21 protein-coding genes and 3 tRNA genes are annotated in these 19,587 nt (G+C 73.7%); 13 read left to right on the top strand and 11 right to left on the bottom strand.

Going from position 1 to position 19,587, the window contains the following annotated elements; all coding sequences use genetic code 11:
- Nucleotides 1-2: 2 nt before the first annotated feature.
- From E1O70_RS08375 to E1O70_RS08390, 4 genes are read right to left on the bottom strand one after another with little or no spacing between them, the layout of a single operon-like run.
- Nucleotides 3-1,058 (bottom strand): sulfate/molybdate ABC transporter ATP-binding protein, encoded by a 1,056-nt coding sequence (locus E1O70_RS08375; RefSeq protein ID WP_061268318.1) that lies wholly within the window; start codon nucleotides 1,056-1,058, stop codon nucleotides 3-5.
- Complete coding sequence (locus E1O70_RS08380) at nucleotides 1,055-1,930, bottom strand: sulfate ABC transporter permease (RefSeq protein WP_114552656.1); 876 nt, start codon at nucleotides 1,928-1,930, stop codon at nucleotides 1,055-1,057. The genes E1O70_RS08375 and E1O70_RS08380 overlap by 4 nt, the downstream gene beginning before the upstream one ends.
- Complete coding sequence (gene cysT, locus E1O70_RS08385; RefSeq protein WP_061268316.1) at nucleotides 1,923-2,813, bottom strand: sulfate ABC transporter permease subunit CysT; 891 nt, start codon at nucleotides 2,811-2,813, stop codon at nucleotides 1,923-1,925. Before cysT ends, E1O70_RS08380 begins: the two co-directional genes overlap by 8 nt.
- A 3-nt stretch (nucleotides 2,814-2,816) precedes the next feature.
- Nucleotides 2,817-3,875, bottom strand: coding sequence for a sulfate ABC transporter substrate-binding protein (locus E1O70_RS08390; protein ID WP_061268315.1), 1,059 nt, complete (start codon nucleotides 3,873-3,875; stop codon nucleotides 2,817-2,819).
- A 293-nt stretch (nucleotides 3,876-4,168) separates the two neighbouring features.
- On the opposite strand from E1O70_RS08390, the gene E1O70_RS08395 reads away from it, so the two are divergent.
- The 3 genes from E1O70_RS08395 to purM all read left to right on the top strand — a co-directional run bounded on the left by E1O70_RS08395 (nucleotide 4,169) and on the right by purM (nucleotide 8,095).
- Complete coding sequence (locus tag E1O70_RS08395; protein WP_061268314.1) at nucleotides 4,169-5,278, top strand: hypothetical protein; 1,110 nt, start codon at nucleotides 4,169-4,171, stop codon at nucleotides 5,276-5,278.
- A 78-nt stretch (nucleotides 5,279-5,356) separates the two neighbouring features.
- Nucleotides 5,357-6,904: an amidophosphoribosyltransferase gene (gene purF / locus E1O70_RS08400; protein WP_031315107.1), complete on the top strand. Its 1,548-nt coding sequence runs from the start codon at nucleotides 5,357-5,359 to the stop codon at nucleotides 6,902-6,904.
- 57 nt (nucleotides 6,905-6,961) lie between these two features.
- Nucleotides 6,962-8,095 (top strand): phosphoribosylformylglycinamidine cyclo-ligase, encoded by a 1,134-nt coding sequence (purM, locus tag E1O70_RS08405; protein ID WP_061268313.1) that lies wholly within the window; start codon nucleotides 6,962-6,964, stop codon nucleotides 8,093-8,095.
- Between the two features lie 214 nt (nucleotides 8,096-8,309).
- On the opposite strand, the gene E1O70_RS08410 is transcribed toward purM, so the two are convergent.
- Nucleotides 8,310-8,516 carry a DUF3073 domain-containing protein gene (locus E1O70_RS08410; RefSeq protein WP_021482112.1) on the bottom strand — a complete coding sequence of 69 codons (207 nt, stop codon included), beginning with the start codon at nucleotides 8,514-8,516 and terminating at the stop codon, nucleotides 8,310-8,312.
- A gap of 409 nt (nucleotides 8,517-8,925) precedes the next feature.
- On the opposite strand from E1O70_RS08410, the gene E1O70_RS08415 reads away from it, so the two are divergent.
- On the top strand, nucleotides 8,926-9,138 hold the full coding sequence (locus E1O70_RS08415; protein WP_021482113.1) for a BldC family transcriptional regulator: 213 nt from the start codon (nucleotides 8,926-8,928) through the stop codon (nucleotides 9,136-9,138).
- A 279-nt stretch (nucleotides 9,139-9,417) separates the two neighbouring features.
- Here the strand turns inward: E1O70_RS08415 and E1O70_RS08420 are convergent, their stop codons facing one another.
- The 5 genes from E1O70_RS08420 to E1O70_RS08440 all read right to left on the bottom strand — a co-directional run bounded on the left by E1O70_RS08420 (nucleotide 9,418) and on the right by E1O70_RS08440 (nucleotide 10,752).
- A complete protein-coding gene (locus tag E1O70_RS08420) occupies nucleotides 9,418-9,726 on the bottom strand; it encodes a DUF3618 domain-containing protein (RefSeq protein ID WP_021481598.1) in 309 nt (102 codons plus the stop codon).
- Nucleotides 9,723-10,145: a phage holin family protein gene (locus E1O70_RS08425; protein ID WP_021481597.1), complete on the bottom strand. Its 423-nt coding sequence runs from the start codon at nucleotides 10,143-10,145 to the stop codon at nucleotides 9,723-9,725. Before E1O70_RS08425 ends, E1O70_RS08420 begins: the two co-directional genes overlap by 4 nt.
- 174 nt (nucleotides 10,146-10,319) lie before the next feature.
- Nucleotides 10,320-10,392, bottom strand: a tRNA-Phe gene (locus E1O70_RS08430).
- Nucleotides 10,393-10,442: 50 nt separating this feature from the next.
- A tRNA-Asp gene (locus tag E1O70_RS08435) sits at nucleotides 10,443-10,516 on the bottom strand.
- A gap of 163 nt (nucleotides 10,517-10,679) precedes the next feature.
- Nucleotides 10,680-10,752 (bottom strand) — tRNA-Glu (locus E1O70_RS08440).
- Between the two features lie 90 nt (nucleotides 10,753-10,842).
- Here E1O70_RS08440 and E1O70_RS08445 point away from each other — a divergent pair.
- The 9 genes from E1O70_RS08445 (at nucleotide 10,843) to E1O70_RS08485 (ending at nucleotide 17,872) form a co-directional block, all read left to right on the top strand.
- Nucleotides 10,843-11,187 carry a metallopeptidase family protein gene (locus E1O70_RS08445; RefSeq protein WP_074805895.1) on the top strand — a complete coding sequence of 115 codons (345 nt, stop codon included), beginning with the start codon at nucleotides 10,843-10,845 and terminating at the stop codon, nucleotides 11,185-11,187.
- A gap of 40 nt (nucleotides 11,188-11,227) precedes the next feature.
- Complete coding sequence (locus E1O70_RS08450; protein WP_021481595.1) at nucleotides 11,228-11,545, top strand: ArsR/SmtB family transcription factor; 318 nt, start codon at nucleotides 11,228-11,230, stop codon at nucleotides 11,543-11,545.
- A 92-nt stretch (nucleotides 11,546-11,637) separates the two neighbouring features.
- Nucleotides 11,638-12,564 (top strand): cation diffusion facilitator family transporter, encoded by a 927-nt coding sequence (locus E1O70_RS08455; RefSeq protein ID WP_061268311.1) that lies wholly within the window; start codon nucleotides 11,638-11,640, stop codon nucleotides 12,562-12,564.
- A gap of 88 nt (nucleotides 12,565-12,652) precedes the next feature.
- Nucleotides 12,653-13,660 (top strand): UDP-glucose 4-epimerase GalE, encoded by a 1,008-nt coding sequence (galE, locus tag E1O70_RS08460; protein ID WP_043655432.1) that lies wholly within the window; start codon nucleotides 12,653-12,655, stop codon nucleotides 13,658-13,660.
- Between the two features lie 88 nt (nucleotides 13,661-13,748).
- Nucleotides 13,749-14,663, top strand: coding sequence for a phytoene/squalene synthase family protein (locus tag E1O70_RS08465; RefSeq protein ID WP_061268310.1), 915 nt, complete (start codon nucleotides 13,749-13,751; stop codon nucleotides 14,661-14,663).
- A complete protein-coding gene (crtI, locus tag E1O70_RS08470) occupies nucleotides 14,660-16,330 on the top strand; it encodes a phytoene desaturase family protein (protein WP_061268309.1) in 1,671 nt (556 codons plus the stop codon). The genes E1O70_RS08465 and crtI overlap by 4 nt, the downstream gene beginning before the upstream one ends.
- Nucleotides 16,327-16,665, top strand: a complete 339-nt coding sequence (locus tag E1O70_RS08475) for a lycopene cyclase domain-containing protein (RefSeq protein ID WP_031317163.1) — start codon at nucleotides 16,327-16,329, stop codon at nucleotides 16,663-16,665. The genes crtI and E1O70_RS08475 overlap by 4 nt, the downstream gene beginning before the upstream one ends.
- Nucleotides 16,662-17,006 carry a lycopene cyclase domain-containing protein gene (locus tag E1O70_RS08480; RefSeq protein ID WP_043655437.1) on the top strand — a complete coding sequence of 115 codons (345 nt, stop codon included), beginning with the start codon at nucleotides 16,662-16,664 and terminating at the stop codon, nucleotides 17,004-17,006. The genes E1O70_RS08475 and E1O70_RS08480 overlap by 4 nt, the downstream gene beginning before the upstream one ends.
- Nucleotides 17,003-17,872, top strand: a complete 870-nt coding sequence (locus E1O70_RS08485; protein WP_043655443.1) for a prenyltransferase — start codon at nucleotides 17,003-17,005, stop codon at nucleotides 17,870-17,872. The genes E1O70_RS08480 and E1O70_RS08485 overlap by 4 nt, the downstream gene beginning before the upstream one ends.
- Nucleotides 17,873-17,963: 91 nt before the next feature.
- Here E1O70_RS08485 and E1O70_RS08490 read toward each other — a convergent pair whose 3' ends face one another.
- Nucleotides 17,964-19,421 (bottom strand): M15 family metallopeptidase, encoded by a 1,458-nt coding sequence (locus tag E1O70_RS08490; RefSeq protein WP_061268308.1) that lies wholly within the window; start codon nucleotides 19,419-19,421, stop codon nucleotides 17,964-17,966.
- Between the last annotated feature and the right edge of the window lie 166 nt (nucleotides 19,422-19,587).

Consider the following 19,587-nt stretch of genomic DNA (forward strand, 5'->3'; position numbering starts at 1 on the left):
GCTCAGCCGACGAGCGGCTCGGCCACGCGCCGGTCCGCCGGCTCGGACGCCGTACCGGTCGGGGCGCCGGCGGCGGGGGAGAGCCGCACCGCCACGCCGGGCGCCAGGCCCAGCGTCCGCGCTTCCGCGCGGGTCACGACGACGGACACCACCTCGTCGCCCGCGGTCACCTCCGCGCGCACCTCGAACCCCACGCGCGTCGTGCGCGTGACGACGCCGGTCACGCCCGCCGCGTCCGCCGTGTCCCCGATCGCGACACCCCGGTGCGCCGACGGGTCGAGGCTCGCCCCGCCGTCGGGCAGCACCTCGACGTGGACGTCGTGCGGGCGGACGAGCACGCCGCCGAGGCGCGTCACCGGCCCGAGGAAGCCCATGACGAAGTCGTTCGCGGGGCGGTCGTAGAGGTCGTCGGGCGTGCCGACCTGCTCGATGCGGCCCTCGTTGACGACGACGATCTCGTCCGCGACCTCGAGCGCCTCCTCCTGGTCGTGCGTGACGAACACGGTGGTCACAGGGATCTCGTCGTGCAGGCGGCGCAGCCAGTCGCGCAGCTCCTTGCGGACCTTCGCGTCCAGCGCGCCGAACGGCTCGTCGAGCAGGAGGACGCTCGGGCGGATCGCGAGCGCGCGGGCGAGCGCCATGCGCTGGCGCTGCCCGCCGGAGAGCTGCGACGGCAGCCGGTGGGCGAAGCTCTCGAGGTGCACGAGCCGCAGCAGCTCGTCGACGCGCTCGGCGATCTCGGCCTTCGGCGTGCGGCGGATCTCGAGCCCGAACGCGACGTTCCGCGCGACGGTCAGGTGCTTGAAGGCCGCGTAGTGCTGGAAGACGAAGACGTTGCGGCGGCGCGCGGGCAGGTTCGTGGCGTCACGGCCCTCGATCTCGACCTGGCCGGAGTCCGGCACCTCGAGCCCGGCGACGACGCGCAGCAGCGTGGACTTGCCTCCGCCGCTCGGGCCGAGCAGCGCCGTGAGGCGGCCGGTCGGCACCGAGACGGAGACGTCGTCGAGCGCGACGAAGTCGCCGAAGGTCTTGCGGACGTTGCGGATCTCGATGCTCATGCGTCGGCCTCCGTGGGGGCGGCGGTGCGGGTGGACCTGACGGTGCGGGGGGAGCGGCGGGGGCGGGGGCCGGCGGCGTCGTCGGAGCGCAGGAACGTCACGGCGACGATGCACGCGACGGACACCGACGCGAGGAGGAACGCGACGGCGTAGGCGGTGCCCTGCTCGAAGTCCTGGTACCGCTGCTCGACGAGCAGCGTGGACGTCTGCGTGCGGCCCTCGAAGTTGCCGGAGACGACCTTGACCGCGCCGAACTCGCCGAGGGCGCGCGCGAGCGTGAGCACGACGCCGTAGACGACGGCCCACCGGATCGCCGGCAGGGTGATGCGCCGGAACGTCTGGAGGCGGCTCGCCCCGAGGCTCGTCGCGGCGAGCTCCTCGTCGGTGCCGAGCTCCGTGAGGACCGGCACGACCTCGCGGATGACGAGCGGGAGGCACACGAACGCGGTGGCGAGGACGATGCCCGGCGGCGCGAAGATCACCTGGAGCCCGGCGTCCTCGAGAGCGCCGCCGAACCAGCCGTTCTTCCCGTACACGAGGACGAGCGAGAGCCCGACGACGATCGGCGAGACGGACAGCGGGAGGTCGAGCAGGGCGTTGAGGAGCGCCTTGCCCGGGAAGTCGTACCGGACGATGAGCATCGAGATGCCGACGCCGAACACTGTGTTGATCAGCACGACCTGCACCGCGACGGCGGCGGTGAGCTGGAGCGCGAAGACGACGGACGGGTCGGCGAGGGCCCGCTGGAACGTCTCGAGCCCGTCCGCGAACGCGCCGCGCACGACGAGCGAGACCGGCCACCCCACCAGCAGCACGAGGTACACGACCACGACGGCGCGCAGCGTGCGGCGCACCCAGGGGGAGCTATCCACGGCGGGCCACCCTGCGCTGGAGGAGCTGGATCGTCGCGATGACGAGCAGCGAGACGAGGAGGAGCACCGACGCGACGGCCGCCGCCTGCTCCGGCTGGCCGTTCTCCAGGTAGCTGAGGATGCGCACGGAGCCCACCTCGGTGCGCATGGGCAGGTTCCCGGAGAGCAGCACGAGCGCGCCGTACTCGCTGATCGCGCGCGCGAACGACAGCGCGGCGCCCGCGGTGATCGCGGGCGCGAGGGCCGGGAGGACGACGCGGCGGAAGGTCGTGGCCCGCGTCGCGCCGAGCGACGCGGCGGCCTCCTCGACGTCCCGGTCGAGCTCGGCGAGCACGGGCTGCACGCTGCGCACCACGAAGGGCAGCGTGACGAAGAGGAACGCGAGGAAGACGGCGGCGCGCGTGTTCGCGACGTCGACCCCCAGCGGCCCCGACGGCCCGTACAGCGCGAGCAGCACGAGGCCGGCGACGATCGTGGGGAGCGCGAACGGGATGTCGATGAGCACCTCGAGGAGCCGCTTGCCGGGGAACCGGTCGCGCACGAGGACCCACGCGATGAGCGTGCCCATGACGACGTTGACGGCAGTCACGGCGAGCGCCTGCGTGACCGTGAGTGTCAGCGCCGCGGCGGTCTGCGGCTGCGTCACAGCGGCGACGAAGGCCGGCCAGCCGCCGACGGACGTCTCGACGAGCACCGCGATCAGCGGGACGAGGGCGAGGGCCGAGAACCACACGAGCGCGACGCCGAGCCCGAGGCCGGAGGTCGCCGTGAGCCGGTAGGGGCCGTTGGGCGCCCGACGGCGCGTGCGGCCGGGAGGCGCGGCCGAGGCCGGGCGGCGCTCGCGCGCCGCCCGGCCCGGTCGTTCAGCGAGGGTCGAGGACACGGGTCACTGCTTCCCGGTCTCGGCCTGGATCTTGGTCACGAGGCCCTCGTCGCCGAAGAACTTGTCGTTCGTGGCCGACCAGCCGCCGAAGTCGTCGGCGATGGTGAGGAGCGTCGGGACGGTGGGGAACGGGTCGCTCGGGTCGTTGGCGCCCTCGACCTCGAAGTCGACGTCCCCGGTCAGGGGGCGGAAGCCCACGTGCGCGAACGCCTCCTGGCCCTCGGGCGTGAGGACGAAGTCGAGGTAGCTCTGCGCCTTGGGGTCGGCGTCGACCGTCACTGCGGCGGGGTTCTCGATGAGGAGCGTCTGGTCGGGGACCACGTAGTCGAACGTCTCGCCGTTCTGCCGCGCGAGGATCGCCTCGTTCTCGTAGGACAGCAGGACGTCGCCGGTGCCGGACGTGAAGGCGGTGGTCGCGTCGCGGCCGCTGCCGGGGAGGGCGACGGCGTTGGTGAAGAACTTCCGCAGGTACTCGGTCGCGTCCTCCTCCGAGCCGCCGTTCGCGATGACGCTGCCCCACCCGGCGAGGATGTTCCAGCGGGCCGAGCCCGACGAGCCGGGGTTCGGGGTGACGATTTCGACGCCGGGCTGGACGATGTCCTCCCAGCTCTGGATGTTCTTCGGGTTGCCCTCGCGCACCACGAGCACGACGACGGACTGGCTGACGATGCCCTGGTTCTCGCCCGCGTTCCAGTCCTCGGCGACGAGGCCCGCGTCGACGAGGCGCGTCACGTCGCCCTCGAGCGAGAAGTGCACGTAGTCGGCCTCCAGCCCGTCGGCGACCGCGCGGCTCTGGTCGCCGGACGCGCCGTACGACGTGTCCCACGTCACGCCCTGGCCGTCCTCGGTCTCGCCCCACAGCTCCTGCGCCGCGTCGTTGCCCGCCTTCGGCACGGCGAAGCCGACGAGCGAGAGCGTCGTGGGCTCGACGTCGGAGCCACCGTCGCCGCTCGCGTCGCCCCCGCCCGACCCGTCGACGGCGGTCGGCGCGCAGGCGGTGAGGACCAGGGCGGTGGCTGCCGCGGCAGCCGCGAGGGTGATCGTCGTCCGGAGGCGTCGCATGGTGTCGTCCTTCGTCGGGGTCCCAGGGAGCGGGAGCGGTGGTGGAACGGGCCCGGCGCGGCGGCCATACTGGACTCCCGCGGTCGGGTAAGTCGAGATTCAAGCGCGGTGTTCCTACGCAGCGAAACCCCCGACCGACAGGTGGGACGACGTAACGCCACCGTGAACGGTGCTGCTGAGCCACACAGCCAGACGATCAGTGTCGGTGCGCCTGAGTACGGTCACGGTTCATGGGGGCAGGAGTCTGCGCACGCTGCGGATCGCACGATCGTTCGAGAGAGGTGCGGAGCCGAATGGGGCTCTGCATCGCGCTCTGCGCCGCGTGTCAAGGGAGAGAAGTGCGGGAGTCGGGGCCTCGGCTCCGTGATTACGCCCGGGTTGCGCTCGCCGCAACGGGGATCGTGTTCGCGCTGGGTGTCGGCTCGCTCTTGCCGGGTGGGCCGAGGTCTGACGTGGACCCGTTGGCGATGGTCGGTTCCGGCGTCGGCGGGTATTTCGCGACGGGGCCGGCCGCGCACGCTGTCCTGTTGGGCATCATCTCGACGGTAGCCATCGCTGTCGCGTTCTCACTGGAGTCCTCTGCGGCCCGCGGGGACGCGATAGCTGACGAGGCGCGGGCGTCCGAGACTCCGGATCTCGCACTTCAAGCGCGAGCGTTCCGCCTGGAACGCGTCGCGACGGTGCAGTACGTGGTCACGCTAGGGTTCACCGGCCTTGCGGCGGTGGTCGCGCTCGACACCATGACCGACCGCGAGGGACCGTGGCAGGTGCTGAGCACGGTCGCCTGGCTCCTCGTGGTGTGGCTGGCGAACGAAGCCGTGCGGCTGGGCTCGGTCATCGAGGTGACGGATCAGGTGCGGGACCAGCTCCGGGCTGACGACAGGCGTCGCACGCTTCTGCGCCGTCGCGCTGCGCGCTCGTTCCCTCTGCGGAGTGCAGCGTTGGCGGGCCTGGTCTTCGTGATCACCTGGGTTGTGCTGTGCATCGTCGCTGTCTCGTCGAGCGACGTCCTCGATGTCCCTCCCCTCTCCGTCTGGGGCCGGATCGTGGCGGTAGGTGTCCTCACCCTCGTAGCGCTCGTGTGGATCGCTGCGATGTGGCAATCGCTACCCGGTGTCGTGGTGCCCGCGTCTCTAGCGATCCTCACGACGGTCTCGGTGCTGACCGCAGCAGTCGGTTACCTCGCGCGGATCGCTGGCGAGCGGGGGACGGCGGCCTCAGTGTTCGTGATCGCCGTCCTTCTGCTCGTCGGGCTCCTGGGCGTCGCCGCGTGTGGAGCTTTTGGGCGCGGGTGGATGCGGTCGTTGAGCCGACCTGGCGCGTGGTTGTCCGCGCCGGCGGCGCGTCTCGACGACTGGGAGGAGCGCACGCGGACTGCGTCCGTCGCTGTATCGCGCCGATGACGGCCCCGTCGAGACGTGCGCCGTCCGCATGACCGCGCGCTTCGGTCCCGACGCGCACGCTGTGGGACACTGAGGTACGTGGCCCCCCGCGGAGATGGACTTCTCAACCACGACCTCATGCCCGGCGAGAAAGGCCCCCAGGACGCCTGCGGCGTCTTCGGTGTCTGGGCGCCCGGCGAGGAGGTCGCCAAGCTCGCCTACTTCGGGCTCTACGCGCTGCAGCACCGCGGCCAGGAGTCGGCGGGCATCGCGACGAGCAACGGCGAGCAGATCCTCGTCTACAAGGACATGGGCCTCGTCTCCCAGGTCTTCGACGAGACGGCCCTCAACGCCCTGACGGGGCACATCGCCGTCGGGCACTGCCGGTACTCGACCACGGGCGGCGTGACGTGGGAGAACGCGCAGCCGACGCTCGGCGCCACCGCGTCCGGGACCGTGGCCCTCGGGCACAACGGCAACCTCACGAACTCCGCCGAGCTCGTCAACCTCGTCGCCGAGCGCTACGGGAGCCAGCGCCGCGGCGAGCTCGCGCGCGGCAACACGACGGACACCGCGCTCGTCACCGCGCTCCTCGCGGGCGACGCCGACCACACGCTGGAGGCGACGGCGCTCGAGGTGCTCCCGCGCTTGCGCGGCGCGTTCTCGCTCGTCTTCATGGACGAGCGCACGCTGTACGCCGCGCGCGACCCGCAGGGCGTGCGCCCGCTCGTGCTCGGCCGCCTCGAGCGCGGCTGGGTCGTCGCGAGCGAGACGCCGGCTCTGGACATCGTGGGCGCGTCCTTCGTGCGCGAGGTCGAGCCCGGCGAGCTCATCGCGATCGACGCGGAGGGCCTGCGCTCGCAGCGCTTCGCGCCCATCGAGCGCGCGGGCTGCGTCTTCGAGTACGTCTACCTGGCCCGCCCGGACACGAGCATCAACGGCCGCTCGGTGCACGCGGCGCGCGTCGAGATGGGCCGCCAGCTCGCCCGCGAGCACCCCGTCGAGGCGGACCTCGTCATCCCGGTCCCCGAGTCCGGCACCCCCGCCGCGGTGGGCTACGCCGCCGAGTCGGGCATCCCGTTCGGCCAGGGGCTCACGAAGAACGCCTACGTGGGCCGCACGTTCATCCAGCCGTCGGACACGCTGCGCCAGCTCGGCATCCGGCTCAAGCTCAACCCGCTGCGCGACGTGATCCGCGGCAAGCGGCTCGTCGTCGTCGACGACTCGATCGTGCGCGGCAACACGCAGCGCGCGCTCGTGCGCATGCTGCGCGAGGCCGGCGCGGCGGAGGTGCACGTGCGCATCAGCTCGCCCCCCGTGAAGTGGCCGTGCTTCTACGGCATTGACTTCGCGTCGCGCGCCGAGCTCATCGCGAACGGCCTCTCGCCGCACGAGATCGGTCAGTCGCTCGGTGCCGACAGCCTCGGCTACATCTCGACCGAGGGCATGATCTCGGCGACCGAGCAGCCGTCGTCCCAGCTCTGCACGGCGTGCTTCACGGGCAAGTACCCCATCGAGCTGCCGCCGGACGACCAGCTCGGCAAGCACCTCCTCGAGCAGGCCGAGCTCCCGCTCGGGGCGCCCGAGGACGGGCTGCGCAGCCTCTCGGTGACCGCCGGCGGCGCCGGCGCCCTCCAGCACCCCTGACCCGCACCCTCCGCACCACCGGCGCGCGCGCCGCGAGACACCTTTGGAGCCGACACCATGACTGCCGACTCGCCCCGCACGGGCCTCACCTACGCCGCCGCGGGGGTCGACACCGAGGCCGGTGACAAGGCCGTCGAGCTCATGAAGGACGCCGTGCGACGCACCCACGGGCCGCAGGTCCTCGGTGGCGTCGGCGGGTTCGCCGGGCTCTACGACTTCTCCGAGGTCGCGACGTACCGCCGTCCGCTGCTCGCGACGTCGACCGACGGCGTCGGCACCAAGGTCGCGATCGCCCAGGCGCTCGACGTGCACGACACGATCGGCTTCGACCTCGTCGGCATGGTCGTCGACGACATCGTGGTGGTGGGCGCCAAGCCGCTGTTCATGACCGACTACATCGCGTGCGGCAAGGTCGTGCCCGAGCGCATCGCGGGCATCGTGCGGGGCATCGCCGCCGCCTGCGAGGTCGCCGGCACCGCGCTCGTCGGCGGCGAGACGGCCGAGCACCCGGGCCTCCTCGGCGAGGACGAGTACGACGTCGCGGGCGCGGCCACGGGCGTCGTCGAGGCGGACGCGCTGCTCGGCCCGGAGCGCGTGCGCGAGGGCGACGTGCTCGTCGCCATGGCGTCGTCGGGCCTCCACTCGAACGGCTACTCGCTCGTGCGCGCCGTGCTGAAGCACGCGGGCTGGGGCCTCGAGCGGCACGTGGACGAGCTCGGCCGCACCGTCGGCGAGGAGCTGCTCACCCCCACGCGCGTCTACGCGAGCGACTGTCTCGCCCTGGCCGCCGACGACGCGGCTCAGGTCCACGCGTTCACGCACGTCACGGGCGGCGGCCTGGCCGCGAACCTCGCGCGTGTCCTCCCGGCCGGGCTCGTCGGGGTCGTGGACCGGGGGAGCTGGGACGTCCCGCCCGTCTTCCGCCTCGTGCGCGAGCTGGGCGGGGTGCCGCGCGGCGACCTCGAGAACACCCTCAACCTCGGCGTCGGGATGGTCGCGGTCGTGAGCGCGGACGGCGTCGACGCCGCCCTGGCGCGGTGCGCCGCGCTCGGCGTGCCCGCGTGGGTGCTCGGCACGGTCGAGGCGTTCGACCCGGACGCGGCCCGTGACCTCGCCGACGGCGACCTGGTCGCCGGCACCAAGGGCGTCCAGGCGGGCGCGGTGCGGCTCGTCGGGGACTACAGCTCCTGATCACCGCCCGGTCGGGTCGGCGCGCGGACCGTGGCGTCGGCCCGGCCAGGGCTGCTTTCCCGCGGGCGTGACGGGTCGATCCGTCAAGGATGTCGCGGTGGGGTGATCCGCCGCGGACGCACGACGACGGCGCCACCGCCTGCGGGCAGGCGGCGGCGCCGTCGAGGTCAGGTGCGTCCGTGCGAGACGGCGGAGGGGGTGTCGCGGACGACCGTCAGCGGTCGTCGGACCAGTCGTTGTAGCGCTGGTCGTAGCGCTCGAGGTCGTCCGGCTCGGCGCCGAAGCGCGAGTCCGTCACGACATCCGTACGGCTGTGACCCGTGAGCTCCTGCTCGAGCGCACTGTAGTTCGTCTCGGGGCTGTAGTACTTCAGCGCGCGAGCGACCTTGGTCTGCTTTGCCTTCTGACGGCCGCGGCCCATGGCTCCGACCCCCTCAACGTAGAAGCGGGGCGGCAACGTACTCAGACGTGCGGCCCCGGGGTGTAGTTTCGTCTGTTCAGGGTCCAACGGTACATGCTCAGGGCCTATTCCATCCACTCAGAGACCCTGGCCGAGCCGTGGACGTGCCTACCGTCACACAGTCTCCACCGCGCGGCCCCGCCCGGACCGGGTCGGGCGGTGCGGAGGGCCCCTGCGGACCACCTGCGGCAACGCTCTCGTATGCCGCAGGAGCGCCTATCCGGCCGATCCGACCATAGAGCGCCTAATTCACCCGTCCGTCAAGTCGCCCGAAATCCGCATGCTGCGACAATGGAAGGTACTGGCGTCGTGCTGTCGTCGTGATCCGGGGTATCTGCCGGACCAGCGCGTACCAGGAGGAGGTGTCGTGATGTCCATGCACGGGGAGTCCGAAGTTCTGCTCACGCCCGCCGAGGTCGCCAGCCTTTTCCGCGTCGACCCCAAGACCGTCACCCGCTGGGCGAAGGCGGGCAAGCTGTCGTCGATCCGCACCCTCGGTGGCCACCGGCGCTACCGCGAGTCCGAGGTCCGGGCCCTGCTCGGCGCCGCGAGCGAGCCCGCGGACGGTACCGACAAGTCCTGACCCGGGGTCGCGCCCGGCCCACGGCCCACGGCACGCCGACGTGGCGGCGCGCACCCGAACGGACGCCGGCACGACGCACGTTCTCGGTCGGCGCCGGCCTTGCCACCCAGCCCTGCGCGCGTGCGACGCTCCCGCACGCCGGATGGCCCGCGTCCCCGAACCCTCCCCGCGTGCCGGACGCCCCGCGCGTCGCCGAACCCTCCCGCACGCCGGAACGCCGCCGACCCCGCGTCCGGTGGAGCACCGGCGCGGGATCGACGGCGTTCGTCGACGGGGTCGCTACGAGCGGCGGCGGAGGATCGCCGCGGCCACCAGCGCGACGCCGACCACGGCGGCGCCCAGCAGCAGCTTGACGTTGCGGGACCGGTCCGGGTCCTCCTCGGGCAGCCCGTTGCCGGAGAGGAACGCCCCGGTGTCGCTCGCCGCCTGCTTCGCCTGCTGCGCGGCGGCCTTGGCCTGGACGCGCGGGTCGAGCCGCGTCGTGAGCTCGTCGATCGTCCCCGCGAGCTCCTTGCGGGTGCGCGCGATCTCGTCCTCGAGCTGGGACGGGGAGAGCTGGGGGTCGGGGGTCTCGCCGGTTCCGCTCACGGGCGCAGTCCTTCCTTGATGGTCGCGACGTCTTCCTTGATGCTCTCGACCGCACCGGTCGGCGTCGGCGGCACGCCCCGCTGGAGCTGCTTGACGCCGACGAACGCGAGCGTACCGGCGACCAGCACGAGGACGCCGCCGACGATCAGCGCCGCGAGCCACAGCGGCATGGCGGTCGCGAGGCCCTCCATGGCGGAGTGCAGCAGGAAGCCCAGGCCGTACAGCACGAGCACGCCGCCGACGACGAGCAGGCCGATGCCGATGCCGGCGTGCTTCGCCTTCGTCGTGAGCTCGGCCTTCGCGAGGGCGATCTCCGAGCGGACGAGGCGGGTCGCCTGCTCGGACAAGCGCTCCACGAGCTGTCCGACCGTCGGCTTCTGCTCCTCGGGCGGGATGCGCCCGTCGATCCAGTCGCTCATCTCTCAGCCTTTCCGCAGGTGATCCCCCACCACTCAACCGGCACCGGGGTCAGCGCGCAACTTCCCCGGGGGTGCTCGCGGTGCCCCGGGGGCGAGGAGGGTCGCGCGAGGGACGCCGCGCCGGCTCGGGACGCAGAAGACCCCCGTCCGGAATCCCGGGCGGGGGTCTCTCGGTGGCTCCGACCGGCGTCGATCCGGTGACCTTTCGATTTTCAGTCGAACGCTCTACCAACTGAGCTACAGAGCCATGGGGGAAGAGCCCGGCCGGCCGATGCCGACCGGGCTCTTCGCCTCACGCGACCCTGACGGGACTTGAACCCGCGACCTCCGCCGTGACAGGGCGGCGCGCTAACCAACTGCGCTACAGGGCCTTGCTGTTCTTCGCGAGACACACCTTAGCACCAGCGAACCCGGTGGTTTTCACCAGTGATCCTGGCGGTGTGGTGGCCCGCATTCGAACCGAGAGGATCGTACCGTACCGGTGAGCCGATCCGTAAATCCGCCGGTGACCACCGGTCCCGACGCGATCTCGCGTACCCCCAACGGGATTCGAACCCGTGCTACCGCCGTGAAAGGGCGGGGTCCTAGGCCGCTAGACGATGGGGGCTCAGGAACGTCGGCCAGTGTACAGCGGCACCGCCCGGGGCTCCTCGTCGGATCCGCCGCCCGCGCGGGGGAGGATGGGCGGGTGGTGGAGATGACGCGGGCCGAGTTCGAGGACGCCGTGCGCGACGGGCTGGACCTCGTGCCCGAGGACCTGGCGGCGCAGATGGACAACGTCGTGGTGCTCGTCGAGGACGACGCGCCCGACGACGACCCTGAGCTGCTCGGGCTCTACGAGGGGGTCCCGCTCACGGAGCGGGACCACATGTGGGCGGCGGGCGCGCTGCCCGACCGCATCACGATCTTCCGCAACCCGACGCTCGCCATCTGCGAGACGCGCGAGGACGTGGTCGAGGAGGTGGCGGTGACCGTCGTCCACGAGATCGCGCACCACTTCGGCATCGACGACGACCGGCTGCACGAGCTCGGCTGGGGCTGAGCCCGGGCGGTCCGGGGTCGCCGATCGCTAGGATCGGCGGGTGACGACGAGCGCCGCGAGCGACCCCCGGCACGACGGCGCGCACGACCACGAGGCGGTCGCGCGCCTGCTCCACGCGCTCGCCGAGCCGCGCCGCCTCGCGATCGTGCACCTGCTCACGGGCTCGGAGCGCCGGGTCGTCGACCTCACGCGTGAGCTCGGGCTGGCCCAGTCGACCGTCTCGGAGCACCTCACCACGCTGCGCGAGGTCGGGGTCGTCGCGGTGCGGCGGGAGGGCCGGTCGTCCTGGTACCGCCTCGTGCGCCCGGAGGTCGCGCACCTCCTCGCGGACGCGGAGCACGTCGCCCTCGCCCCCTGACCCCTGCTCGTGACGCGTGTCACGGCGCGCCCCGCCTAGAAAACATCGGTGTTCATCGATATCATCGGTACTGACCGATGAATGGAGGATCGATGGGAGCGGGTCACGACCACGGCGCAGGTGGCCTCGACGCGCCCGACCACCGCAGGCGGCTGGCCGTCGCGTTCGGCATCACCGCGACGATCCTCGCGGCCCAGGCCGTCGGCGCGGTGCTCACGGGGAGCCTGGCGCTCCTCACGGACACGGCGCACATGCTCACCGACGCGACCGGGCTGGCCGTCGCGCTGGTCGCGGCGTCGCTCGCGCTGCGCCCGGCGACCAAGCACCGCACGTGGGGCTTCCGCCGCGTCGAGGTGCTCGCGGCGCTCGCGCAGGCGGCCCTGCTCCTGGCGGTCGGCGCGTACGCCGCGGTCGAGGGCGTCCGGCGCCTGCTCGAGCCGCCGGAGGTGCCCTCCTCCGAGCTGCTCGTGTTCGGGATCGTCGGTCTCGTGGGGAACCTCGTCGCCATCGCGGTCCTCGCGTCGGGGCGACGCGCGAACCTCAACCTGCGCGCCGCGTTCCTCGAGGTGGTCAACGACGCGCTGGGCTCCGTCGGGGTCATCGTGGCCGCCGTCGTGATCGCCACGACGGGCTACCAGCGGGCTGACGCCATCGCCGGCCTGCTCATCGCCGTCCTCATCGTGCCGCGCGCGTTCCGCCTCCTGCGCGAGGCGACGGCCGTCCTCATGGAGTTCACGCCCGAGGGCCTGGACCTCGACGACGTCCGGCGGCACATCCTCTCGCTCGACCACGTCGAGGACGTCCACGACCTGCACGCCTCCACGGTCGCGACAGGGCTCCCGACGATCTCGGCGCACGTCGTCGTGGACGACGCGTGCTTCCGGGACGGTCACGCGCTGGAGATCGTCGAGCGCGTGCGCACGTGCGTCGCCCACCACTTCCCGGTCTCCGTCGAGCACTCGACCTTCCAGCTCGAGACGGCCGCCCTGCGCGACCGCGAGGCGCACGGCCACGCCTGAGGACGCCGTCGGGCCTCCCTGCGGCGCGCGACCGGACGCCCTGGGGACGACCCGTCGCCGTGCGGGGCGCGCCCACTAGGGTGGTGCCATGACGATCCTCGTGACCGGCGGAGCCGGGTACATCGGCGCGCACGTGGTGCGCCTCCTGCAGGAGCGCGGCGAGAAGGTGGTGGTGGTCGACGACCTGAGCACGGGCCGCGCGGACCGGGTCGGTGACGCGGTGCTGGTCGAGGTCGACGTCGCGTCGCCCGAGGCCGTGGACGTGCTCACGCGCGCGATGGCCGAGCACGACGTGCGCGCGGTGGTCCACTTCGCGGCGCGCAAGCAGGTGGGGGAGTCGGTCGAGAAGCCGGCCTGGTACTACCAGCAGAACGTCGGTGGCTTCACGAACCTCGTCACCGCGATGCAGGCGGCCGGTGTCGACCGCCTGGTCTTCTCCTCGTCGGCGGCGACGTACGGCATGCCGTCGGTGTCCCTGGTCGAGGAGAAGCTGCACGCCGAGCCGATCAACCCCTACGGCGAGACGAAGCTCGTCGGGGAGTGGCTCGGCCGGGCCGCGACCCGCGCGTGGGGCCTGCGGTTCGTCGCGCTGCGCTACTTCAACGTCGCCGGCGCGGGCTGGCCGGACCTCGGCGACCCTGCGGTGCTCAACCTCGTGCCCATGGTGCTCGACCGTCTGGAGCGCGGCGAGCGGCCCAAGATCTTCGGGGACGACTACCCGACGCCGGACGGCACGTGCATCCGGGACTACATCCACGTCCTCGACCTCGCGCAGGCCCACCTCGCCGCGCTCGAGTACCTCGACGTGGACGAGCGCCCGTTCGACGTCTTCAACGTGGGCACGGGCGAGGGCTCCTCGGTGCGCGAGGTGATCGACGAGATCGGGCGCGTGAGCGGGCTCGACGTCACGCCGGAGGTCCTGCCCCGTCGCGCGGGCGACCCGCCGCAGCTCGTCGGGAACCCGCGACGGATCAACGAGCTCTTCGGCTGGCACGCCACCAACGGGCTGCCGGAGATCATCTCGTCGGCGTGGGAGGCCTGGCAGTCCGGGCCTCGCCGCATCGACACGACGCGCGAGGCCGCCTCCGAGGTGTGAAATCCGGCGTCTCGTGCGACCCTACATCCCTCAGCATGCTGAGGATTGACCGGGGAGGTGCCCCGGCGACGGAAGGCGGGACGACGACGTGGGTGACGAGAGCGACCCGGCACGGCTGTACGACCTGACCGCCGCACGCACGAGCCGGGTCGTGCTGGCGGCGTACTCGACCTCGTTCGGGCTGGGCGCACGCCTGCTCGACGCGCCGACCCGCGACGGGATCGACGCGGTGTACGGGCTCGTGCGGATCGCGGACGAGGTCGTGGACACGCGCCGGGGCGACGGTGCGGCGGACCTCCTCGACGAGCTCGAGGCGGAGACGGCGCGGGCGCTCGACCGCGGCTGGTCGACGAACCTCGTCGTCCACTCGTTCGCGCGCGCCGCGCGCCGCTGCGGCTTCGGGCACGACGAGGTCGACCCGTTCTTCGCCTCGATGCGCACCGACCTCACGGTCCGCGTGCACGACCGGGAGAGCTACGAGCGGTACGTCTACGGCTCGGCGGAGGTCGTCGGCCTCATGTGCCTCGCGGTGTTCCTCAACGCGCGCCGCCGACCGGGAGAGCCGCTGCGCGTCCCGGACCCGGTGCTCGTCCGGGGCGCCCGCGCGCTCGGCGCGGCGTTCCAGAAGATCAACTTCCTGCGCGACCTGCGCACCGACCACGACGAGCTCGGGCGCGCGTACCTGCCCGGCGTCGTCCCCGGCCGCCTGCGCCGCCGGGACGTCGAGGCGTTCTGCCGCGAGGTGGAGGGCGACCTCGCCGCGGCCCGCGCCGCGCTGCCCGGCCTCCCGGTGCGCCCGCGCATCGCCGTGGCCGCGACCGTCGCCGTCTACGAGCGGCTCCTCGCGCGTCTCGCCGCGACGCCGCCGGAGGACATCCTGCGTGCGCGCGTGCGCATCCCGGACACGATGAAGGTCGCGCTCGCGGCGCGCGCCGCCGGCGGCCAGCTCCTCGGCCAGGTGGCGTCCGCCCGGTCCCCGCGCCCGCGGAAGGTGCTCGCGTGAGGGCTCCGCGCGTCGTCGTCGTCGGAGGGGGGATCGCGGGGCTCGCCACCGCCGCCCTGCTCGCGCGCGGCGGCGCCCGCGTCACCCTGCTCGAGCGGCACGACGAGGTGGGCGGTCGCGCGGGCACGCTCGAGGTGGACGGCTTCCGCTTCGACACCGGCCCGTCCTGGTACTTCATGCCCGAGGTGTTCGAGCACTTCTTCGGGCTGCTCGGCGCGCGCGTCGAGGACCACCTCGACCTCGTCCCGCTCGACCCGGCGTACCGGGTGTTCTTCGAGCCGGGCGCGGACGGCGCGGCGTCGACGTTCGAGCTGTCCGGCAACGCCGGGGTCAACCGGTCGCGGCTCGACGCGATCGAGCCGGGAGCCGGGGGCCGGATCGCCGCGTACGCCGAGGACGCGAGCGAGGCGTACGGGCTGGCGCTCGACCACTTCCTCTACACGACGTTCGAGCGCCCCGACCGGGCGCTCTCGCCCGCGGTGCTGCGTCGGCTGCCGCGCCTGGCCGGTCTCCTGCGCGAGTCGCTCGCCGACCGCGCCGCGCGAGCCGTGGAGGACCCTCGGCTCCAGCAGCTCCTCGGGTACCACGCGGTGTTCCTCGGGTCGTCGCCCTACCGCGCGCCCGCGCTCTACTCGCTCATGAGCCACCTCGACCTCGTCGACGGCGTCCAGTACCCCCGCGGGGGCATGTACACGCTCATCGAGGCCGTCGAGCGGCTCGCGCGCGACGCGGGCGCCGAGGTGCGCACCGGCGCCGACGTCGCCGGGATCGAGGTCGTGCCCGGCGCCGGTCGCCGCGGGCGGGTCGCCGGCGTGCGCCTCGCGTCGGGCGAGCTCGTCGAGGCGGACGTCGTCGTCTCGGCCGCCGACCGGCACCACACGGAGACGGCGCTCCTCGAGCCGCGCTGGGCCGACCTCCCTGCCGCGGCGTGGGAGGACAAGGGCCCCGGCATCTCCGCGCTGCTCGTCCTCGCGGGCGTCCGCGGCGAGCTGCCCGAGCTCGCGCACCACTCGCTGTTCTTCACGAAGGACTGGCCCGCCAACTTCGACGCGGTGCTGGGCCCGGACCGTCGCAGCGACCCTCGCGGCCTGCGCGTGCCGGAGCCCGCCTCGCTCTACGTGTCGCGCACGAGCGCGACGGACGGGCCGACGTCGGCCGCCCCCGCGGCGCCGCCCGGCCACGAGAACCTGTTCCTCCTCGTGCCGTTCCCCGCCGACCCGACGCTCGGCGGCGACGAGCCGTCGCAGCGCACGCTCGAAGGGCTGGCCGACCGCTACCTCGCCCAGGTGGGGCGCTGGGCGGGGGTCGAGGATCTCCCGGGGCGCGTCGTCACGCGACGCGTGCTCGGGCCGGCGCACTTCGCGACCGAGCTCTCGGCGTGGCGCGGCGGCGCGCTCGGCATGGAGCACACCCTGCGGCAGTCCGCGCTGTGGCGCCCGGGGAACGCGTCCCGCCGTGTCGACGGGCTCTACCACGCCGGAGGTGGCACGATCCCGGGCGTGGGACTGCCGATGTGCCTGATCAGCGCCGAGCTCGTCGCCAAGCGGCTGCTCGGCGAGACGTCCGCGCGCCCGCTGCCCGAGCCGCTGCGCGAGGGCTTCCTCGCCGCGAGCCGCCGGCCCGAACGGCTCCGGCCGGCGGACCGGCCGGTGGCGGTCCGCCGGTGACGGGCCTCGCCTACCTCGGTGCGCTCGCGGTCTCGCTCGGCGGCCTCGCCGTGCTCGACCGCCGGTTCCGGCTCGCGTTCTGGTCCGACCCCCGGCGCGCCGCGCTCACGGTCGGTCTCGGCGTCGTCGGGTTCCTCGCCTGGGACGTCGCGGGCCTCGCGCTCGGGATCTTCGCGCGCGGGGAGAGCCCGTGGATGACCGGGCTGCTGCTCGCGCCCGACCTCCCCGTCGAGGAGGCGGTGTTCCTGACGCTCCTGTGCTACAACGCGCTGCTCGTCTGGCGGGGCGCCGAGCGCGTGCTCGCGGCCCGCCGCGCCGGGGAGGACGACGCGTGACGAACATCGTGCTCAACGTCATCGTCCTCGCGGTGCTCGTCGCGGTGTCGTGGCGCGTGCTGCGCCGGCTGCGACCCGGGCCGCTCGTGTGGACGGCCGTCGTGATGTGCGTGCTCACCCTCGTGTTCGACACGCTGATGATCGCGGCCGACCTGTACGTCTACCACCCGGACAAGATCCTCGGCGTCTACCTGTGGGGGGCGCCGCTCGAGGACTTCGCGTACGCGCTCGCCGCCGCGCTCGGGATGCCGGTGCTGTGGACGGTGCTCGGCGCCCGCGGTCGCGACCGCACCGCCGGCCGCGGGTCCGGGCGCGGGCGTGCCACGGAGGACGACCGGTGAAGGACGTCCTCGCCGCGTCGCGGCCCTTCTCCTGGATCAACACCGCGTACCCCTTCGCCGCGGGGTACCTCGTGGCGACCGGCGGGCGCGTCGACCTCGCGCTCGTCGTCGGGACGCTGTACTTCCTCGTGCCGTACAACCTGCTCATGTACGGCGTGAACGACGTCTTCGACTACGCGAGCGACCTGCGGAACCCGCGCAAGGGCGGCATCGAGGGCGCGCTGGCGGACCCGGCGACCGCGCGCGTCACGCACCGGCGCATCCTGCGCGCGTGCGTCGCGACCAACGTGCCGTTCCTCGTCGCGCTCCTGCTCCTCGGCGACCCGCTCGCGGGCGCGGTCCTCGCGCTCGTGGTGTTCGGCGTCGTCGCCTACTCGGCGCCCCGGCTGCGGTTCAAGGAGCGCCCGTTCCTCGACTCGTTCACCTCGGCGATGCACTTCGCCGGGCCGCTGCTGTACGCGCTCGTGCTCGTCGACGCGGACCTGTCCGCGCGCGCCGTCTGGCCCGTGCTCGTCGGCTTCGTGCTCTGGGGCATGGCGTCGCACGCGTTCGGCGCGGTGCAGGACGTGCGCGCGGACCGCGAGGGCGGCATCGCGTCCGTCGCGACGGCGATCGGCGCGCACGCGACCGTGCTCGCCGCGGCGGCGGCGTACGTCGGGGCGGCCGTCGTGCTCGCGGTGCTCCCGTGGCCCGGCGTCCTCGCCGCTCTGCTCCCGCTGCCGTACGCCGTCAACGTGCTGCGGTTCCGCGACGTGCGCGACGACGACTGCGAGCGCGCCAACGCCGGGTGGCGGGCGTTCCTGTGGCTCAACCTCGTCACCGGGTTCCTCGTGACGATGCTGCTCCTCGCGGACGCCCTCACCTGACGCGCCCCGCGTCGCCGGGCACGGACGACGACGGCCCCGGTCCCGCGAGGTCGTCGCGGTGCCGGGGCCGTCGTCGTGGGGGAGCGGCCCGTCAGGAGATGTCGCCGTACTCCCAGTGCCAGGGCTCGTTCTTCGAGCCGCCGGCGCGGGCCCACTCGGGGTTCTCCCACCCGTAGGCCGGCGCGTTGGCGCGCATCCACTCGTACTGCGCGGTGCCGTAGCTCTGGATGCCGCCGCCGAGGTCGAGCGCGAGCGCCCAACCGTGGTTCGACATGCCGGGCGGCGCCGCGAAGTAGCCGCGGGACGCCTTCACGGCGACCTGGGACGCGTACGAGCGGTACGAGTCCGTGACGGACAGGTTCGCGCCGAACGCCTCGCGGTACTTCTCGTTGAGGGCCTCGATCTGGTGGGCGGCGTCGCAGCGGAGCTGCTCGCCGGGCGCGAACGACAGCTCGCACAGCGCGCTCGCCGGGATCTGGCCGTTGCCGTAGCCCGCGGTGGACGTGGCCCATTGGTCGAGCTGGGCGGCGACCTCCTCGGCCGACGGCGGTCCGGGCACGACCTGGACGGTCACGCCCGAGCCGGCGGCGTCGAGCAGGGTCGTGAGCTCCGCCGTCAGCGCGGCGATCTCCTCCGTGCCGGCGGGAGCCGCCGGGTCCGCGGGTGCCTCGGCGTCTGCGGCCGGGGCACCGGCGGTCGCGTCCGCCGTACCGGTGGTGAGGTCGGGCGCGTCGGTCGCGGTGTCCGCGGCCGCCGCGTCCTCCTCGGGCGACTCGGTCGCCGCGTCGGCGCCGGCCGACGGCGCGGCGGCGTCCGTCCCGGGCGTGGCGTCGTCGGGCGCCGTGGCCAGGCCCGGCGTCGCGGTGCCGAGCATCGGGACCGCGGCCTCGAGCTCGTCGAGCGGCGTGCGGGCCGAGGACCGGCTCGCACGGTCGTCGGCGCGGCCGTCGAGCGCGGGCACGCTCGCGCCGAGCGTCTCGGCGGCGGTGAGCGTGTCGTCGGTCGCGGGCTCCTCGGTGGCCTCGGCGGTCGCCGTGGCGCCGTCGTCCGGGCTCGCGAGCCCGGACCCCGCGGGGGAGCCGAGGAGCGTGGTGGCATCCTCGGACGGGGACGCCTCGGACACGGCCTCGCTGAGCCGCGTGCGCGCGTCCTCGATCTGGGCGACCTGCTCGGGCGTGAGCGCCGCGGCGCCCTCCCCGGTGAGGAACTGGGCCCGGACGAGCACGTCGCCCGCGGCGTCGACGGTCGCCGGGTCGGCCGTCGCCGGGGCGGCGGACGTCCCGAGGGACACGGGGGCGACCGCGGTGCCGGGGGTCGGCGCGCCGGCGGGCGCCGCCTCGGTCGCGTCGGTCGCCGCGGACGGCACCGCGCCGTTGGCGAAGGCCGCCGCGGCGGTGCTCGCGGTGAGCGCGACGGCCGCGACGGCGGCGCCGGTCCCGAGCGTGCGGCGGCGCCGGGGCGCGGCAGAGCCGGTCCCGTGCGTGCCACGGCGGGCAGCGGAGACGAGTGCGGCGGGGAACGAGGCCCGGCGCGCGGTGTGGCGGCCCATCTAGCGCGCCTCGCCGCGGACGGCGGGGTACGCGCCGGTGGTGCCGGTCGGGGTGGACGTGAGGTGCTGTGCAGTGGTCAAGCGGACGATCCGATCATCGGGTCGTGGTCGCGGGCATCGAGCGCGGCGCGCTCCGGTCCCTGGGCACCTGCGCAGGGGAGCGCGG

The sequence above is a fragment of the Cellulosimicrobium funkei genome, assembly GCF_004519295.1.
GTDB classification, from domain to species: domain Bacteria; phylum Actinomycetota; class Actinomycetes; order Actinomycetales; family Cellulomonadaceae; genus Cellulosimicrobium; species Cellulosimicrobium funkei.

What these genes read in the sequence shown, in the direction of transcription:
- E1O70_RS08375 (WP_061268318.1), bottom strand. Translation starts at nt 1,058, where the DNA reads ATGAGCATCGAGATCCGCAACGTCCGCAAGACCTTCGGCGACTTCGTC.
- E1O70_RS08390 (WP_061268315.1), bottom strand. Translation starts at nt 3,875, where the DNA reads ATGCGACGCCTCCGGACGACGATCACCCTCGCGGCTGCCGCGGCAGCC.
- E1O70_RS08395 (WP_061268314.1), top strand. Translation starts at nt 4,169, where the DNA reads ATGGGGCTCTGCATCGCGCTCTGCGCCGCGTGTCAAGGGAGAGAAGTG.
- purM (WP_061268313.1), top strand. Translation starts at nt 6,962, where the DNA reads ATGACTGCCGACTCGCCCCGCACGGGCCTCACCTACGCCGCCGCGGGG.
- E1O70_RS08410 (WP_021482112.1), bottom strand. Translation starts at nt 8,516, where the DNA reads ATGGGCCGCGGCCGTCAGAAGGCAAAGCAGACCAAGGTCGCTCGCGCG.
- E1O70_RS08415 (WP_021482113.1), top strand. Translation starts at nt 8,926, where the DNA reads ATGTCCATGCACGGGGAGTCCGAAGTTCTGCTCACGCCCGCCGAGGTC.
- E1O70_RS08425 (WP_021481597.1), bottom strand. Translation starts at nt 10,145, where the DNA reads ATGAGCGACTGGATCGACGGGCGCATCCCGCCCGAGGAGCAGAAGCCG.
- E1O70_RS08445 (WP_074805895.1), top strand. Translation starts at nt 10,843, where the DNA reads ATGACGCGGGCCGAGTTCGAGGACGCCGTGCGCGACGGGCTGGACCTC.
- E1O70_RS08455 (WP_061268311.1), top strand. Translation starts at nt 11,638, where the DNA reads ATGGGAGCGGGTCACGACCACGGCGCAGGTGGCCTCGACGCGCCCGAC.
- galE (WP_043655432.1), top strand. Translation starts at nt 12,653, where the DNA reads ATGACGATCCTCGTGACCGGCGGAGCCGGGTACATCGGCGCGCACGTG.
- E1O70_RS08490 (WP_061268308.1), bottom strand. Translation starts at nt 19,421, where the DNA reads ATGGGCCGCCACACCGCGCGCCGGGCCTCGTTCCCCGCCGCACTCGTC.